Consider the following 17685-nt stretch of genomic DNA (forward strand, 5'->3'; position numbering starts at 1 on the left):
GCAAAGGCACATAAACTCCTTTTAAAGGACCTAAATGTGAATTTATGATGTTATATGACGAATTCTTACATTACTGAAGATTTCAGTCAATTTTAAATCACACCTGATTTTGAAAAAATTTTCTGAATATATGTCTCATCTTCTTGAAAGATTATGTTGTGCTTTTCAAAATCAACCTTTTCATAGTTGCCATCCCCAAATATCATTTTAATATCATCATAGGAAGATATGGATACGATAAAAGCATCAAGTATTAGAGTAATATCTCTCCCTTTTACTTTTTCATTTACCTTCTTTTCTATTTCTTTTATATAAGATGCACATAATTGAATTTTATATCATTAAAATTTCCTAAATTTCTAATACCTTTTGGATCAACAAAAATCATATTTTGTTTGTTTCCATTTTTAGCCCATATAATGAAATCAGGATAGAAGCCTGAGCTTATAAAAAATCCTATTCCTTTTCTTGATAGGTTTCTAAGTAAAAATATATCTGTGTTTCCAAGTAAATGTTTGTTTTTATTCAAAAAATTTTTAAAATCTTTAATGAATTTTGTCTCACCCCTATTTAATTTTACAGGAATTGCTTTAATTTCTTCTTTGTCTTTCTTCCAGATGACCAACGGGGTATATAGATGATTGTCAAGATGAACTAAAAAAGAATTCCAATTTTTCCAATTTTCAGGAAATTTTCCACTATTAGGATCATATTCACTTAGCTGTTTTATAACTTCCTCTATATCTTCTGTTAATTTCATTGGAATTTTGATGATAACCTTATTATCTTCTGGAAACATAGTAGAATGCCATTTAGTTAATGGCTCAACTTCCAAATAATCCATAGTTTTTCTTTTTTCTTCTCTTCTGTAAAACTTCTGAATGTAATCTTTTAAAATCACCAAAATTAAATCGTGAATTTTTTTTATTCTTTCAACTTACTTCTTTATACTGATATCTATGTTCATACCTATTGGGAATCCTCCTAAATTCTTGACTTTACATAAAAAAATTATATTAGTATTCTTACATAAAATTGAAATATTTTCAGAGGGATAAAATGAAAACATTAATGAAAATTATGATTATATTGTTTTTATGCTACTTTTTCTCTTCTTTCGAATAGGAACAATAATTTTAATAGCTAATTTCTTTAAGAGAGGCACACCAAAGGATGATAGAGTTTATTCTATTATAAAAAATTACCCTCATTTAACTTATAAAAGTGTGCAATTTAAGTCAAACAAAAGTCAAATTTTAAAGGGATATATCTACTGGAAGAAAGCTGATAAGGCAAGGAAAGGAATAATAGTAATTTCTCATGGATTTGATCAGTCTCATATTGATTTTATAAACGAAATAAATTATTTTACAAATAGAGGATATTATGTTTTTGGATTTAACAATACTGGCTGTGGCGAAAGTGAAGGAGAATCTAAAATTGGCATTCCCCAAGCAGTTATTGATCTTGATTATGCATTAAAATTTATTGAAGAGAAAGATGATTTTAAAAATACTCCTATATTGCTTTTTGGGGTTAGCTGGGGTGGTTATGCTGTCTGCTCATTACTATCAAATCCACATAGGATCGCAGGTGTAGTTTCATGTGCTGGGTTCAATTCTCCGCATGAAATGATAAAAAGTTTTTTAATAGATTCTTATGGATTAGGAGGAAGAGTCATTTCCTTCTATACAAATTTATTTGACAGAATAAGATTTGGGAAACTTGCAAGCATAACCGCAATTGATGGAATAAAGAAAAGTACAATACCTATTTTGATTATGCATAGTAAAGATGATGACACTGTAAAATTAAAGGTTAGTATTTACGAAGCATGCAAAATTTTAAATAAACCAAATGTTACCTTAAAAATATATGATAATAAAGGACATATTGTTTATTTATCAGATAATGCTATAAGATACTATAAACAAAAAAAATAAAGAATTTGAGGAATTAGCAAGAAAATATGGTGGCTATAAGAAAATACCTGAGGATGTACTGGATAAGTTTAAGAAAAGTATTGATCGTAAATTGCTAAATGAGATTGATCAAGATATAATGGACTATATAGTCAAATTTTTTGATAAAGCAATAGAATTAGCAAAAGCTATCTAATTTTTATTTCATTTTTAAATCATGTTAAACTAAAAATATGAGATTAGGAAATAAACCTATTCCAGAAAATATAATGGGGTTAATCCCAAAAGCTCAAAAGATTCTTGATGAGAATCCAAAGGTAATCTTTGCCTATCTTTTTGGAGGACTAGCAAGAGGAAGAATTACCCCTATTAGTGATGTGGATATAGCAGTATATCTAAAAGATTTTAAAAGTGAGGAGGACATTTTTGATATAAAATTAGAGCTTTTAACTTCTTTATCAGAAGTATTAAATACAGAAGAAATTGATTTAGTGGTATTAAATACTGCTCCTTTACCTTTAAAAGCAAGAATTATACAGAATAAACAAGTATTGGTAGATAAAGATCCAAATTTTAGATACTCTTTTGAATCTTTAACTTTAAGAAAGTATTTTGACTTCTCTATTAAAGAGAAGGCAATTCTTTATAGGAGATTTGGCATTGGTAGATAGAGAGCTGATTTTAAGAAAATTATCAGAAATTGAAGAGCATCTTCAAGAATTAGAAGAATTCAAAGATATATCCATTGAGAATTATGAGAAAGATTGGAAAATTCAAAGAATTGTAGAGAGAACTCTTCAAATTCTTATAGAAATTTGCATAGACATAGCTAATCATATAATTTCTGATGAAAAATGGAGGGTTCCTTCAAGCTATAGTGAAACCTTTAAAATTCTATATGAAAATAGAGTTATTGATAGTGCACTTTTCAAAAATTTGGAAAAAATGGCTAAATTCAGAAATATCATTGTTCACAACTATGATAAAATTTCTCCAGAAGTAATGGTTAATATTCTTAGGAAAGAATTAATTGATTTTTTAAAATTTAAGGATAGTATAATTCTTTGGCTATCTAATAAGTAATATATAGCAAGGCAAATGTATTCTACCGTGAGCCCTCTAAGCTACTTAAATCCTCAAAACAATCTAAACAAACCATTTTTCCTTCTTTTATTCTTATACTTCTTTCGCTTGCCATCTCCCCACATATCTCACATTTTATAGAAGGGTATATTCTCGCTCTCTTAGGAATAGGGTCCTTAGGAGGCTTAAAATCAAAAAGTTCTTCTAAAGATGATATAAGAATATACCTTGTCCATTCATCTCTGTCTTCTCCTCTTTTTCCTCCTTTAAAAACTATTCTTACTCCCTCATTGGTATCCCTTCTAAAAAAGGTAAATGCTTGTTTTCCTTTATCCTTAAAGATAAGATTTCCTTTACCAAAGGTGCACCCAATTATATACTGTATTGCATCCACTCCACAAGCATTATTCTCCGTTATACATACCACCTCTTCATCCTCTGAAAAAGTCAAATTAAGCTTTTTAATAGCAGCTTCTGCTGCCCTATATCCTATAGCAAGTCCAGGACATGAATGCCCATGAAAAGATACACATTCATCCCAAAGAAGATCGTTGAAAAAGATTTTTCTTCTTGGCCTTTTTATAGCATCAAGGTCATATACATAAGGCTTAATATCTAAAAGAGGACTTTTATCCAAGGCATCTAAACCTTTAACAACTAAATTATTCCCTTCGATTCTCACAAGATCCACAACACAAAAAGCAATTGGATTTGGCCTTGATGGAGATCTAGTAGCAAAAACTCCTTTTTCTTCAGGTCCCCATGGAGTTACTGTTTTTAATACATCTCTTCTTGCCCTATCACACCAGTACAGAACAATAATATGTCTCAAATCTTGAAGATTCTGAATTGCATCTATATATTCTGGAAATACCTCAATAATAGATTCTTCTACAGGATTTGCCCATCTTCCTTGAAAAGGACCCTTTTCTTTATACGGACTATGAATTATTCCGATAGGTTTTAATTCCGTAAGAATCCCTCCCTTTACTACATAGGTATCACTATAGGAATACCTCTTACCTTTTCTAAAATTACAGGTATTCCATAAACCTCTTTAATCACTTCCTCATTAATCGAATTTATATCTCCATAAGAAAATATGGTACCGTTTTTTAAAAATATGAATTTATCTGAAAATCTAAAAGCCAGATTTAAATCATGAAGCACTATAATAGCTAATATATCTTGAGTTTTAACATGCTCTTTCACTATACTGAGCACCTCTATCTGATTCTTTAAATCCAAATTATTTGTTGGTTCATCCAAGAGCAAAATCTTAGGTTCCTGAGCAAGAGCCCTCGCAATAATAACCTTTTGAAGCTCTCCTCCTGATATCTCATTAATATTTCTTAAGGCCAAATCTTCCAAATTTAATCTTTCTATTATATTCCTTACAACTTCCATATCTTTTTGACTTACATCCCATTTAATATAAGGGCGTCTTCCTAAAAGAATAGCATCAAATACTGTTAAGTTTGTATAATCATACTTTTGGGAAACATAACCTATAATCTTTGCAAGATCCTTTCTTTTTATACTGCTCAAATCCTTCTTGTCCAAATATATAGCCCCTTCTTTAGGCTTTAAAATTCTGTTTATACACTTTAAAAGGGTAGATTTTCCTGCCCCATTATTCCCTAAAATACATAAAATCTCTCCCTTTTCTACTTTAAAAGATATATTTTTAAGAACAGGTACGCTCTTATAACTAAACCCAATATTCTCAATCTCAAGAATCATCTTCTATACCTCTTAGAAAGAAGGTATAAAAAGAAAGGAGCACCAAGGAAAGAAGTAATAGCTCCAACAGGAAGAACAATTGGTGATATAATAGTTCTTGCCAGAGTGTCAGAAAGAAGAAGTAAGACCCCTCCAGAAATACCCGAAGCCGGAATTAAAAATCTATAATCATTTCCCACAAATCTTCTCATTATATGGGGAGAAATTAAGCCAATAAATCCAATAACTCCACAAGAGGCTGTCACTACAGCAGAGATAAAAGAGGAAATAAGCATACTAATAATTCTTTCCCTTTCCACATTTATACCTAAGCTCTTTGCCGTTTCCTCTCCACTTTCCAAAGTATTATAATCCCACCTTTTAAACATAAAATATATAAAGCTAAGAAATACAGAAATAGTCATTATAGTAAGCTCTCTCCAAGAGATTCTCCCTAAATCTCCAAAAGTCCAAAAAACCACAGTAGCTATTTTCACTTCATCGGCAAAATATTGCAAAATTGTAGTAAGAGCAGAGAAAAGAGATCCTAAAGCAACACCAGAAAGAACCATAGCCTCAGGAGTTACCCTATAGTTTATGGAGAGAATAATAATAACAAAAGTTGCTAACATAGAGCCCCAAAAGGCAAAGAGAGGAACAAGATAAGGTATATTTTTACTTATCATAGTTATGGCCAATGTAGCACCAAAAGCTGCTCCTTGAGATATTCCTAAGGTAAAAGGAGAGGCTAAGGGATTTCTCAATATATTTTGGGAAATACATCCTGCTAAAGAAAGACCTATTCCAGCTACAACAGCCCCAATAATCCTTGGTATCCTTATATCCCAAATTATAATTCTTAACCTTTCATCTCCTCTTCCCAAAATAGTCCTTATCACATCCTTAAGAGAGATACTATAGGACCCCGCATTAAGGGCATAAAAGGAAATAAAAAGCATCCCAAAAGCTATAGAAAGAATTATCCATATCTTTCTATTTATGTATAACTTATATTCTTGAATTAAATCTTTTCTTTCCATACTTTACTCTTCCAGATTTACTTTTCTAAATCCGCCATATGCTTTTTCCATTTCTTTATAAATATTTCTTCCTCTTTCTCCAAAGAAGAGAGTATATATCTCATTTGCCTTTTCAACAGGATTTATATCTCTAAATTCCTTAGGATAAACTACCTTTGCAATATAATACATATCACAAAGAGCGGTATCAATATTGGTATTATAATTGTTATAGGGCAAGATACCATATATGTTTTGTTTCCTATATGCCTTTAAAGCTTTATAAAAATCAGGATTTTTACTAAAATCCTCTTTAACTAAATATAGATTTCCAAGGTCCACAAAAATAATATCAGGATCCCACAAAAGAAGTTTCTCCTTCTCAATAAAAATACTTCCCTTCTTACCAATAGAATCAGCCACATTCTTTATGTAAAGAGGAGTAAAAAGAGGAAAGAAACCTTGTGTACTCTCGATACCTCTTGCCCCCTTAAATCCCAAAGCTCCTACATAAACACTTGGCCTGTTTTTATCACTAATATACTTTGTCCTTAATGTAAAACTTCTTTGGGTATTTTTTACAAAGGAGATAAGAGCTTTTACCCTTGGCTCTTTATCTAAAACCTTGCCTATAAGTTCTATAGATTTGAATAAATCCTCTTCAAAGGTCCCAAGAGTTCCATAACTTAATACTACTACAGGAATCTTTGTCCTACTCTGAAGTTTATCTGCTCCATCTTTATCTAAAAGCTGGATTGCAAAAATTACGTCAGGATTTACAGAGATGATCTTTTCAGGATCAGGAGATGTATCAGGTCCTCCTTGCCCTATTATTGGAAGTCTTTCAATAATATCACTAAAGGCCATATTATAACTACGTCCTATTGTGTATTTTTTATCTATATTCTCTACTCCCACAATTCGACTAAACTGATCCACATAACTCACTAACCTCAAAGCTCCAGGTCCAATAGCAACTACTCTTTTTACAGGTTTATTTATCTCTACCTTTCTCCCTAAAAGATCTGTAATTTCTATCCTTGATTTACCTTGGGAAAAGGTGAAATCAATAAGAAAAAATACTAATAAAATCAGTAAAGCAATATATTTCATAAAACATAGTTTCTTCCTTGCCATCTTTACCTCCTCCATTTTAAGTAGCACTTTTTTGAAAAATTATAACACAAAAACAGACAATCTTAAACAAAAAGACCTACAAAAACTATAAGAAGTTAAGTTATAATTGATATAAAGATTAGGAAAGAGGGGGAAGATAATAGTGGAAAAGGTAAACGAGAGGGAGAAGGAATTTAGGTTTGGAGATTGGGGCCCAAAATATTTAATGAGAGGACCTAAATTAGAGTGGGGAATATTAAAAATAACTCCAGGAAAAGAATTAGGAGCTCATTACCATAAAGAAGTTGAAGAAATATTTTACGTATTGTCTGGAAAGGCCGAGATGATTGTAGACGAAAATAAATTTGAAATAACACAAGGAGATGCTGTAAGAGTTGAGGCAAATGAGGAACACAACATTATCAATCCTTCAGAAGATTTTCTTGCGGTATTTATAAAGGTACCATATATCCCAGAAGATAAATATACAAAATAATAACGGAGAATTATTATGTCCATCAAAAAAGGAGAAAATATTGAAGGAATTTACAAATACAAAAAGGAGAAAGAAGTAAAACTTCCCTTATTCATATCAAAAGTTCCCGCAGGATTTCCCTCACCAGCAGAAGACTATATAGAAAAATATTTAGACCTCAATGAACTCCTCATAAAACATCCATCTGCCACCTTTTTTGTCAAAGTCTCTGGAAACTCTATGATAAATGCAGGAATTTACGATGGAGATATTTTAATTGTAGATAGAGCTTTAGAACCACAAAATAACGATATAGTTATTGCAGTAATAGATGGAGAGCTTACTGTAAAAAGATTGATTATAAAAAATAAAAAGATATATCTTTACCCTGAAAACTCCAACTATAAACCTATAGAAGTGGGAAGTGAAGAAAGTAATTTTATAATTTGGGGTGTTGCTACCTACGTTATTCATAAATTATGAAACACAAAAATGTATTCTTCATTGTAGATTGTGATTCCTTTTATGCCTCCTGTGAAAGAATATTTAACCCAAAAACTTGGGGAAAACCTGTAGTAGTACTTTCTAATAATGATGGATGTGTGATCTCCAGATCTCAAGAGGCAAAAGATATTGGTATTGAAATGGGAGTTCCTGTTTTCAAATGCGAAGATCTAATAAAAAAGTATGATGTACAAGTTTTCTCAGCCAATTTCACCTTATATGGAGATATCTCAAGAAGAGTAATGAATACTTTATCATTATTTTCGCCAGACATAGAAATATACTCAATAGATGAAGCATTTTTAATGTTTCCATATGAAGAAAACAAAGATTATACATCCATAGGAAAAGAAATAAGAAAAACCATATTAAAATGGATAGGAATACCTGTTAGCATAGGAATAGGTCCCACAAAGGTCTTAGCCAAAATAGCCCTCAAAATTGCTAAAAAAGATAAGAATGAAAAGGTATTTAATTTCCTGGATATAAAAGATCCAGATGAGATATTAAAAAATTTTCCTGTAGAAGACATATGGGGAATTGGTAAAAGGTATGCAGAATTTTTAAAAAGTAAAGGAATAGACACTGCCTATAAACTAAAAAATCTTCCTGATAGTTTCATTAGAAAATTCCTTACTATAATAGGATTAAGACTTGTATGGGAATTAAGAGGTATATCTTGTATACCCTTTGAAGATATGCCACCTCCTAGAAAATCAATTATTACATCCAGATCCTTTGGAAGCGATATTGAAAATATTGAAGATCTCGAGACCGCCATATCAAACTTTATTACTATATCCTCAGAAAAACTTAGAAAACAAAAAGCTCTTGCCAATTACATCCAAATATTCCTCCTTTCAAACCCCTTCAAAGATACCCCTCAATATTTCAATGAGATTACTATACCTTTAGAAAGACCTACAGCAAACACTATGGAATTGATTAGCTATGCCCTTTTAGGATTAAGAAAAATATACAAAGAGGGGATAAAGTATAAAAAAGCAGGAGTTATACTAATGGGACTTACTCAGGAAAAAGAAATTCAATTAAACTTTTTCTATACTCCATATCCCAAAAGCAAAGATGAAGAACTTATGAAGGCATTAGACGAGATAAACCAAAAATACGGAAGAAACACAATCTTTCCTGCCATAAATGGTATTCCTTCTGAAAATCAAAAATGGAGGATGAGGCAGAGAAGAAAATCAAGAAGATTTACCACATCTTGGAATGAGCTCCCCATTGTCAAAGCGTAAAAGGTTTAAGTAATCTCAGAAATGTGATACAGATCACTTTCAAAAAATCATTTTTTGATTTAATATAATGTATATAAAGAGTTATGATTTATAAATCACCCTCTAAATAAGTTTTATAAATCATCAACTCTTTAATACTTCAATATGAGGGGGGTAAGATGAAAAAATGCATCCTTTTATTCCTCTTAATCTTTTCCATTATATTTCTTTCTTCTACAAATGCTGCTCCAATAACACCAAAGTATGGAGTATTATTTGCAAGAGATGGTCAGACTATAAGCTATAACTTTACATTCCCAGATATCCCAGTCGTCTTAACTTCTGCTCAGATAAATGGGAGAGCGTTATCAAGCTGTGCGGTAGATGTGGAAAAAGATAAGTTTAAGATATCTCTAAGGGATGATGCAGGAAATAGAGTATCCTCTGCATGGGTTCAGTGGATTGCATTCCTACCTAATCCATCCCTTAAAATGGTAGGTGGAATAATAGTTGCAAGCCATGGTCAGAGAATTTCTTTCAATCTTCCCACATATCCAGTTATTGTTACAAATGCACAGATAGGAGGTAACGCATTAATTTCTGGGGCAATGAATAATTCTACTACTGGATTCGACCTTTACCTTGTTGATAGCAATGGAAATCCTGTCCAAAATGCGTGGGTACTTTGGGGAGCTATTGTTCCTGATGAAAAGCTTAATGGATTTAAAGGAGAAGTAAAATTACTCGGAAATGGTGTAAATATCAGCTTCTCACCTCCTTTCCCACAGGATCCTGCATATATACTATCCGCACAACCTGGTGTAATTGCTGGTGCTGTAAATAACAGAAAGGATGGCTTTTTACTTTCCCTTATAAAACATGATGGAACACCTGCCCAAAGCGTTTGGGTACAATGGCTTGGATTTGCTGGAATACCTACTACAACACCTCAAGTTACTATCCCCCCTCAGGTAAGTTATACAGAAATTGGAAGTGGATATGGAGCAGATATTTCCTCTGGTACATATAAATACACCATTGATAATGGATATTTGAAGGCATGGGTCTATGCTTATGCAAAACTGCCTGCAAGTGATGTTACTTCTTATTTAAGAGTACTTACTTACAGAAAAATTCAAATTAATGCTCCTGATAACAATTTTTACAATTGCAATCTAAATATGACAGTAGATGTTAAGGGATTAATTGCAAAAATTGATTATGCAATTCCTTTAGGTGCAAGTGACACTCAGTATTTAGGGAAAGTTGGTGTAGGAATAGTGGAATGGCCAGATCCATATAATTTCCAAAATAAACCTGGATATTCTGCAATAGTATGGCAAAAAGCCTCCCAGGATTGGTTAGAGTATTTACAATCCACAGTTTATACCACATATGGAGGCTTAGTGGGATATTTTGTACCAGGTTATGATGCCTTAGTAACTCTTTTACAAGTAGCTAATCAATCTATTGATGCAGCAGAATGTGTAAACGGAACATACAGATTAGATTTTAGAAATATACGTTTAAAAGGAAACACTACTTACTGTATATATGCATACATAGAAGGAAAGGCAAGAGCAGTTTGTTTAGGTGCTGCAGAATCTGCTTGCGAAGTAGATTTTTATCACCATGCTCCATATATTGCAGAATCTAAAAATAATGATCCTCTTAGGGGAAGAGGAGTAAAAATATTGAACTATAATATTACTTTTAAATCGCAGTAAAGAGAGAGTATATCCTTTTATCTTTCAAGAATAACTAGGATGAATTTTAATAAAAAAGGAGGTAAAAATATGAAAAATAGATTTAATTTCCTTCATATTTTCCTAATTACCATAATTCTCCTAACTATTTCTATTGGAAAAAATTTTTCAGAATTAACCTTTGCTGGAATAACCTATCCTTATCAAGCTGGAATTTTATGTCATGATGGAGATTATGTAAGATTTTACTGTGATGCAAATAAAAATAACTATTTCTCTTATATGACCTCAAAGTCAAAATCTTGTTATATTGAGTTCTACACCTATAATGAACAAACAAAACAAGCAAAAGGAGAGGGCAGTGTCGTAAAGTTAATTGCTAATCAATATATCCCATCAACAAACTTGAATAGCTGTAATTTCAAAATCTTCTATATCCCCTCCAAATATTATGGAAAAATAATTGAGATCCATTTTGTAGAAAATAGATCTGTAGGTGGAGTAAATTGTCCAGAAAATGATCTGATTATAAAACTACCCCATATGGCAGAAGTAAGAAGATGGCGAAAAGTAGAATCTCCTCCTTGGTGCGACTTAGATATCTTTGGATTATATTCGGAAAATGATTGGAAGAACTATGCTAATAGTGTGGCAGATATAAGATTGAAACAAGGTATAGAAAGCATCTTTGGTTATAATGGAATATTCCAATCTATAAAGAATATAAAACCAAATGAAGTTTATACCAATGTAGCCTTAAACAGTATTCTTTCTGGAATAGCAGATGCCTATCTCCCATCCTCTTTTTTAGATCTTATAAATGATTGGATAATTGATAATACAATAGAACTTGCAAGTGTTATCTATGAAATTCAAAAAACCGCTTTAGGAGAGTTAGGAGCAGCTTATGGAGATGTTTTAAGTGCTGGTTTCATGGCAGTAGAATACGTACAATGGACCAAAAGCATATTATGGGAAAAAGTACCATTATCTATACAAAATGCTCAAGAAGCAAAATCTACTATTGAAAATTACCAAAACATAGCCAATTCATTATATTCTACCTCCTACTCCCAATATCAAGCCTTAGTAAATTTAATAAATCAAGAAAAAACTGCAAGACTACAAGGAAATAAATTATCATTGTTAAATGCTCTACAAGGACAAAAAAGCATCTATTATAAAGCTGGCTTTAGAAACAATCCCAAATTCCTAAACGATAATATAAGTGATAGTGAAGGCTTACCTTTGATCCACATTGCCCTCAAAGCCTATAGAATAGCCCAAAGAGAATCAAGCAGAACTGATATACCAAAGGAGTATAAAAATGCTTGGAAAGAGATAAAATTACTTTCCAAAAAATTAACCAACACATACTTTGATCTTTTCATATTGACCGATTGGGTGTTAAAAACAGAAAAGGAAAAATACCTACTTAAAAATTTTTAATAAGAAGGAGGATAAAATGAAAAAGTTCAAATTTATTTTATCCTTAATTCTCATAATTTTTTTAAACATAGGCTTTTCAATTGCCCAAGAGGAAATAGAAGAATTTATAGAAGAGGAAGTTGAAGGCTTAGAACTAATCCAAAATGGTAATTTTAACGAACTTACACCATGGGAAATAATATTAATAAATATAAAAGAGACTAACTACTATGAAGCACAAATATATGTTGACTACTTTATGTGGGTAAGAAAAAATTCAGAAGCTGATGGAGGATTTGTAGGAATTAAACAATCCTTAGGAAACTTCGATTTAAGAGATAAAAAAAGTTTAAAATTATCCTTTGATATATTAATTTCCTTTCAAGAATTAGATTCTGATGGATGGGCAGGAGGAGAATATCCAGCTCAAGTTATACTAATATTTGAAAACGAAAACAATGAGGAATATGTATATAAAAAATGTTTTATACTGAAAGGAAGCACAATAAATTATCCAGAAAATAATGTAACAGAAATAGAAAGTGGAGATTTTTATCACTTTGAGGCAGATTTAATAGAAGAAGATATCTATAATAATATAGTATCTCATCCATATCTAAAAGAGATTATTATTGGTGGAAGTGGTTGGGACTTTGTAGGGGCAGTTGATAACGTATCATTAATCGTAAAGTAAAATTGTTAAAATATTTTAATTTGCCTTTTTTTCAAAATAAGTTATATTTAAATAGAAATAATTATAAACCACAAGGAGGTGGAGCTATGAAAAAAATATTAATATCAGTTTTATTAGCCTTAACTATCTTTACTTTAACTTATTCTCAACAAACTCCCAAAATAGATGGAAAGCTTTCTCCTAATGAATATAATAACTATATTAATCTTTCTAATGGTGATTTTAGGATGTTTTGGAAAATTGTAGGAGATGAAGTCTATATTTTAATGATTGGAAGAACAAAAGGCTATGTAGCTCTTGGAATAGCACCAACAGTAAAAGCTGGAAATGCAGATTATATAATAGGGTATGTGACTGACAAAGAAGTAAAAGTATTGGATTATTTTGCCCCTGAAAAACATGTAGCACATACATTAGATAAAAAACTTGGAGGAAAAAACAACATATTAGAATTTGCAGGCACGGAGGATAATGAATATACCTACATTGAATTCAAAAGAAAACTAATAACAGGAGATAAATACGATAAAGAATTTCCAAAATCTGGGAAATTACTTATCGTTTGGGCTTTAGGAAGCTCTGATGATCCAAGCTCTATGCACGCAAAAAGAGGTTATGGAGAGTTAAACTACTAAAATAAAAATACAAAAAGGGGGCTTTTTAGCCCCCCTTAACTATAATTCTTAACTACTGAGGATTAGCTCCTGTATTTCCATCTTTATCAAGCTTTAACACATAAAAATTATATGCACTTGGTCCAAAAGACGCTGTAGCACCTGCCACTATATATCCACCATCGGGTGTAGTCTTTATACACCTTGCTTCATCATTGGAAGGTCCCCCATATTTTTTATCCCATTCCTTTATACCATTACTATCAACCTTTACCACATATACATCTTTAAAGCTTTCCTGAGAAGTCTCTCCTGCCAAAATAAATCCCCCATCACCAGTTTTTACTATGGAATAAGCTTTATCATTGTTATTTCCTCCAATTTTTCTTTCCCAAGCTATATTCCCATTTTCTAATACTTCCAATAAATAGATATCATAGTCTCCTGATTCTTTTGAATCACTATATCCGCAAACAACATATTTTCCTGCCTCTACCTCTACTACATCAAAAGCTCTATCATCTCCAGTATCTCCATAAACTAAATGCCATTCTTCTTCTCCATCTTCCTTAAGCTTCAATATATATAAATCATAGTCGTTACTACCTTTATTTACATGTCCAACAATGATAAAACCTCCATCGCTGGTAGGCTTAACACTATTTGCACACTCAGGTTGAGTACCCCCGTATGTTTTTGACCATGTTACGTCTCCTTGACTATTAAGCCTTAAAATATAAAAATCACTACCTCCAGCTCCAAAGGAAGTAGTATATCCCGCCAATATATACCCATCATTTAACTTAGCTATACTGTTTGCAATATCAGCATTAATTCCCCCAAAACTTTTTACCCAATCTGCATCTCCATCTTGTTTGAGTTTTAAAACATAAAAATCAGCATTTCCCTCTCCCATAGAATAGGTCTCCCCTACACCTATATATGATCCATCATCCAATTGTAAAATAGAGTAAATTATGTCATCAGCTGAACCACCATAAAATTTTTCCCATAATTTATTTCCATTTGCGTCAAGCTTAAGAATATAAGCATCACTACCTCCTGCCCCATAGGATAATGTCTTTCCTGCAACAATATACCCACCATCATTGGAAACATCTACAGAAAAGGCAAAATCATAGTAATCACCACCAAATACCTTTTGCCAAATAATTGGTTCGAGTGGTTTGGTCCCTGAGGACATACATCCAGAAATAAATAAAAGGAGCAATATAAAGAGATAAACTTTTACATTTTTCAAGAAAACCCCTCCCCTCTGTTATAAATAGAAGAAAAAAAGAGAAGAAAAGAGTAAAATTGTGTTATGAAGAAGATCTGCCAAATTTGCAAAAATTTACTTCTCTTTCTCCTTAATAATATTATAATAAAAAAATAAAAATTCAATTAAATAAACTATTGGTCAGTATTAGTAGTTTTTGTAACAAGGCTAAAATTCACATCCATTTAAGAATTAGTAATTCTATAATAAATAATTACTTAGCATGAGGGGCTTTTATACCTCATTAAAAAATGCTTTAAAGTCTGTTCTTCATAAATTATACCTGAACTATAAAAAATGGGCGATTTTATAATTAATATCTTAAGAAATATTATTCTGTCTCTTCTTTTTCAAATTCTACATTAATTTGCCCTAAACCTTCCCTTAAAATTTCATAATCTTTAGCCTCAATCTCGCCTTTTTCCAAACTTATTTCAATATGAACATTTATATCATCAAAATTCTTGCTTAATTCGTTCAATGCTCTGAAAATATAAGCAAAATTTCCTTTATTTTTTATATTAAAACTTAAATAAATTTTCTTATACTTTTTAACTAAAGTTTCTGAAGAAGAAAGAGATGTCCCATAAGGAGGATTTTCTACTTCTACATCTCTCTGATGTTTAGGTGGATAAACCTCCTCCTCTTCTTTTATTTGGGGTGTAGCTGATTCCTTGACTTGCACATCTTGCCTTTCTTTTGTTAGCACCTCATCATCCTCAAAAGTTGGTTCCTCATATATTTTTCCCTCTCTTTTTATGTAAAATATACCTATTTTTACTCCTTCTATTATTGCATTTTTTAATACATCTTCATTTAAAAGTATTGGATTTCCGGGAGTTCTATAAAAGGACTCTAATAAATTTTTAGTAGAAACTTCTTCCTTAAGATAACGCTCTTCTATATAATTGGGGGTTATCTTATCAAAAATAATTCTCTCACTTCTTAAAAACTCAAGAATCTCCTTATCCAACTTATTTTTACCTATGGTTGCTAAACCTAAATTAGGAATTGTTTTTCCATTAGGAAGATATAAGTTTCTGTAATATTTTCTTAGCTCTTCATATTCTTTTTCTTTTAAATTTTCAAGCTTTTTCTCTATTTCCTTTCTTCTCTTTTCATCAAGTTTTATATTCACATCTTTATATATCTTCTCATATGCTAACTTGGTTTTTATGTAGTCCTGAAAAGAAACCCTATAACTTTCATCAGGATATAGAAATATTAATGTATTTCTATATACTCTTGGGGTTTCTCCCAGTTTTTCCAAAAATTCTCTAAATTTTTTTTCATCTGTATCTTTTGTAATCACAATCTTTATATTTTTATTATCAGGAATATCTCGTGGAAATTGTGGAAATATATAGACAGATATACTCTTATCCTTGGAAATCGAATTTTCTATAATTTTTCTCTCTTCTTCATTTATCTCATGATAAGTTATATTTTCCTTTGTAATCACAACCATACGATTTAAATTAGGCTCATTGGTGAAATAAAGACCATCATCAGAAAGGAAAAATAATTTTTCTCTCAATTTATTTACCACATCATCTATTACACTACTTTGAATTTCTGGAAGAGATGTATATATCTTTAATTCTCTAATATTTATTCCTTTATAAGTAGAATCCTTTTTCCCTGAAAATGAGGTCATAAAAATACATGTTACCACCTTAGTACCTAATTTATATGGGCTATAAGATGATCCCATCTCTGTATCTACTTTCTTAGCTCCTGACGTCTCAAGGGTTATATCATGAGCTATTACGCTATCGTACTCATTCCCAATATGCTCCAAAAGCTCTCTTCTAATCCTATTATTTTTCAAATTAAAATCTCCTAGTCCAATAAAAGGAACCTTCTCATCCTTCAAATCATAAACCACTTGAGAAAGAAGTCTCAAAACCCCTCTTGTTCTTTGGAAGTTAGGATATGAACCCCATCTTGTATAAAGTATCTCTATAACTTCAGGCTTAAATGGATAACTATTTAAAAACTTTTTCCTATAACTTTCCAAATCCTCCTTTTTACTAAAAAGATTTTCCCTTTCCAAATAATCCACATACTCATTTACAACTATTTTTGCTTTATCCTCATCTATCCATTGAAAAAGCCTTTTCCTTATCACGCTACTTATCTCTTCCTCAGCTATAGGGGTAAAAATCTCTTGCATTCTTCCAAAAATCTTTGATACTCTCTGAAATATTTCCTCTCCCTTTTCTCCATATTGCTCCATATCACTCGATGGGAGGGTAACCACAAGCATAGACCTTCCTGAGGATGCAACCGCTTGAGTTAATTCTTGGAAAAACACAATAGTTTGTTCTAATAAAGTAGTTTCTCCTAAATTTATCCCTGCAGATTTTACACAATAAGCAAGAACTTCATCCATAAGAATAAGCACAGGTTCATTTTTATGAAGAATTTCAATAAGCTTTTCCTTACCGCAAGATGTATCACCTTTTGTTATCTCTATTTTCCCTGTAAGTTGTCTTTCCATCTCTTCCCATAATCTTACATCCTTTGCATCGAAAGCTGTACCTTCTAATACTACTACATTTGCCCCCCATTCTCTTGCCTTATGATATAAGGCAATTAAACTATGGGTTTTTCCACCCCCAAAAGGAGTTTGAAGCTGAAGAGTTGAATTTCTACCTTTTCCTTCTAATCTTTCTTCCACTACTTTAATGAGTTCATTAAGTCCATGGGTCATATGGGTTTTTTGGAAAAAAATAACAGGATCAACATATTCTGAAGGTGCGTCTCCTTTATACACTCTCCAAAGGTCTGCAGCATATACATCTAAGGTAAATTTCCCTTCTAATATATCTTGATGAGGTCTTACAATTTGGACAAAGGGAACTAATGAACTCACCAATACT

17 protein-coding genes and 1 pseudogene are annotated in these 17685 nt (G+C 31.5%); 10 read left to right on the plus strand and 8 right to left on the minus strand.

The features are described 5' to 3' along the window. Positions 1 to 307 precede the first annotated feature (307 nt). Entirely contained in the window at positions 308 to 904 is a 597-nt protein-coding gene (locus tag ACY3IT_RS01300) for a hypothetical protein (RefSeq protein ID WP_463082993.1), read from the minus strand. A 193-nt stretch (positions 905 to 1097) separates the two neighbouring features. Between ACY3IT_RS01300 and ACY3IT_RS01305 the strand changes: the two genes are divergently transcribed. From ACY3IT_RS01305 to hepT, 3 genes are all read left to right on the plus strand, one after another. Then, positions 1098 to 1943 carry an alpha/beta hydrolase family protein gene (locus tag ACY3IT_RS01305; RefSeq protein ID WP_463082994.1) on the plus strand — a complete coding sequence of 282 codons (846 nt, stop codon included), beginning with the start codon at positions 1098 to 1100 and terminating at the stop codon, positions 1941 to 1943. Between the two features lie 212 nt (positions 1944 to 2155). After that, on the plus strand, positions 2156 to 2593 hold the full coding sequence (gene mntA, locus ACY3IT_RS01310) for a type VII toxin-antitoxin system MntA family adenylyltransferase antitoxin (RefSeq protein WP_463082995.1): 438 nt from the start codon (positions 2156 to 2158) through the stop codon (positions 2591 to 2593). Further along, a complete protein-coding gene (gene hepT, locus ACY3IT_RS01315) occupies positions 2583 to 3005 on the plus strand; it encodes a type VII toxin-antitoxin system HepT family RNase toxin (RefSeq protein ID WP_463082996.1) in 423 nt (140 codons plus the stop codon). The genes mntA and hepT overlap by 11 nt, the downstream gene beginning before the upstream one ends. A gap of 22 nt (positions 3006 to 3027) precedes the next feature. On the opposite strand, the gene ACY3IT_RS01320 is transcribed toward hepT, so the two are convergent. The 5 genes and pseudogenes from ACY3IT_RS01320 to ACY3IT_RS01340 form a co-directional block, all read right to left on the minus strand. Then, positions 3028 to 3567 (minus strand): FmdE family protein, encoded by a 540-nt coding sequence (locus ACY3IT_RS01320; protein ID WP_463083656.1) that lies wholly within the window; start codon positions 3565 to 3567, stop codon positions 3028 to 3030. A 27-nt stretch (positions 3568 to 3594) separates the two neighbouring features. Further along, positions 3595 to 3984: pseudogene (gene tsaA / locus ACY3IT_RS01325) on the minus strand (tRNA (N6-threonylcarbamoyladenosine(37)-N6)-methyltransferase TrmO); the annotation flags it as partial. 11 nt (positions 3985 to 3995) lie between these two features. Then, positions 3996 to 4748, minus strand: a complete 753-nt coding sequence (locus ACY3IT_RS01330; RefSeq protein WP_463082997.1) for an ABC transporter ATP-binding protein — start codon at positions 4746 to 4748, stop codon at positions 3996 to 3998. Beyond that, the gene (locus tag ACY3IT_RS01335; protein WP_463082998.1) at positions 4745 to 5767 is read right to left on the minus strand and encodes a FecCD family ABC transporter permease; all 1023 of its coding nucleotides are present in this window, start codon (positions 5765 to 5767) and stop codon (positions 4745 to 4747) included. Before ACY3IT_RS01335 ends, ACY3IT_RS01330 begins: the two co-directional genes overlap by 4 nt. 3 nt (positions 5768 to 5770) lie before the next feature. Continuing rightward, the gene (locus ACY3IT_RS01340) at positions 5771 to 6883 is read right to left on the minus strand and encodes an iron ABC transporter substrate-binding protein (RefSeq protein ID WP_463083657.1); all 1113 of its coding nucleotides are present in this window, start codon (positions 6881 to 6883) and stop codon (positions 5771 to 5773) included. A gap of 142 nt (positions 6884 to 7025) precedes the next feature. Between ACY3IT_RS01340 and ACY3IT_RS01345 the strand changes: the two genes are divergently transcribed. The 7 genes from ACY3IT_RS01345 (at position 7026) to ACY3IT_RS01375 (ending at position 13542) form a co-directional block, all read left to right on the plus strand. After that, a complete protein-coding gene (locus ACY3IT_RS01345) occupies positions 7026 to 7358 on the plus strand; it encodes a cupin domain-containing protein (protein ID WP_463082999.1) in 333 nt (110 codons plus the stop codon). A 15-nt stretch (positions 7359 to 7373) separates the two neighbouring features. Beyond that, the gene (locus tag ACY3IT_RS01350; RefSeq protein ID WP_463083000.1) at positions 7374 to 7820 is read left to right on the plus strand and encodes a LexA family protein; all 447 of its coding nucleotides are present in this window, start codon (positions 7374 to 7376) and stop codon (positions 7818 to 7820) included. Then, a complete protein-coding gene (locus ACY3IT_RS01355; RefSeq protein ID WP_463083001.1) occupies positions 7817 to 9100 on the plus strand; it encodes a Y-family DNA polymerase in 1284 nt (427 codons plus the stop codon). The genes ACY3IT_RS01350 and ACY3IT_RS01355 overlap by 4 nt, the downstream gene beginning before the upstream one ends. A gap of 158 nt (positions 9101 to 9258) precedes the next feature. After that, a complete protein-coding gene (locus ACY3IT_RS01360; RefSeq protein WP_463083002.1) occupies positions 9259 to 10806 on the plus strand; it encodes a hypothetical protein in 1548 nt (515 codons plus the stop codon). A 69-nt stretch (positions 10807 to 10875) separates the two neighbouring features. Further along, positions 10876 to 12234: a hypothetical protein gene (locus ACY3IT_RS01365; RefSeq protein WP_463083003.1), complete on the plus strand. Its 1359-nt coding sequence runs from the start codon at positions 10876 to 10878 to the stop codon at positions 12232 to 12234. A gap of 16 nt (positions 12235 to 12250) precedes the next feature. Continuing rightward, positions 12251 to 12907 (plus strand): hypothetical protein, encoded by a 657-nt coding sequence (locus ACY3IT_RS01370; RefSeq protein WP_463083004.1) that lies wholly within the window; start codon positions 12251 to 12253, stop codon positions 12905 to 12907. 86 nt (positions 12908 to 12993) lie between these two features. Continuing rightward, positions 12994 to 13542 (plus strand): DOMON domain-containing protein, encoded by a 549-nt coding sequence (locus ACY3IT_RS01375; RefSeq protein ID WP_463083005.1) that lies wholly within the window; start codon positions 12994 to 12996, stop codon positions 13540 to 13542. Between the two features lie 52 nt (positions 13543 to 13594). Here the strand turns inward: ACY3IT_RS01375 and ACY3IT_RS01380 are convergent, their stop codons facing one another. Then, positions 13595 to 14782 (minus strand): hypothetical protein, encoded by a 1188-nt coding sequence (locus tag ACY3IT_RS01380; protein WP_463083006.1) that lies wholly within the window; start codon positions 14780 to 14782, stop codon positions 13595 to 13597. A gap of 349 nt (positions 14783 to 15131) precedes the next feature. Next, entirely contained in the window at positions 15132 to 17678 is a 2547-nt protein-coding gene (locus ACY3IT_RS01385; RefSeq protein WP_463083007.1) for a DUF499 domain-containing protein, read from the minus strand. Positions 17679 to 17685: the final 7 nt, after the last annotated feature.

The organism is Dictyoglomus sp. GBS, from assembly GCF_055179815.1.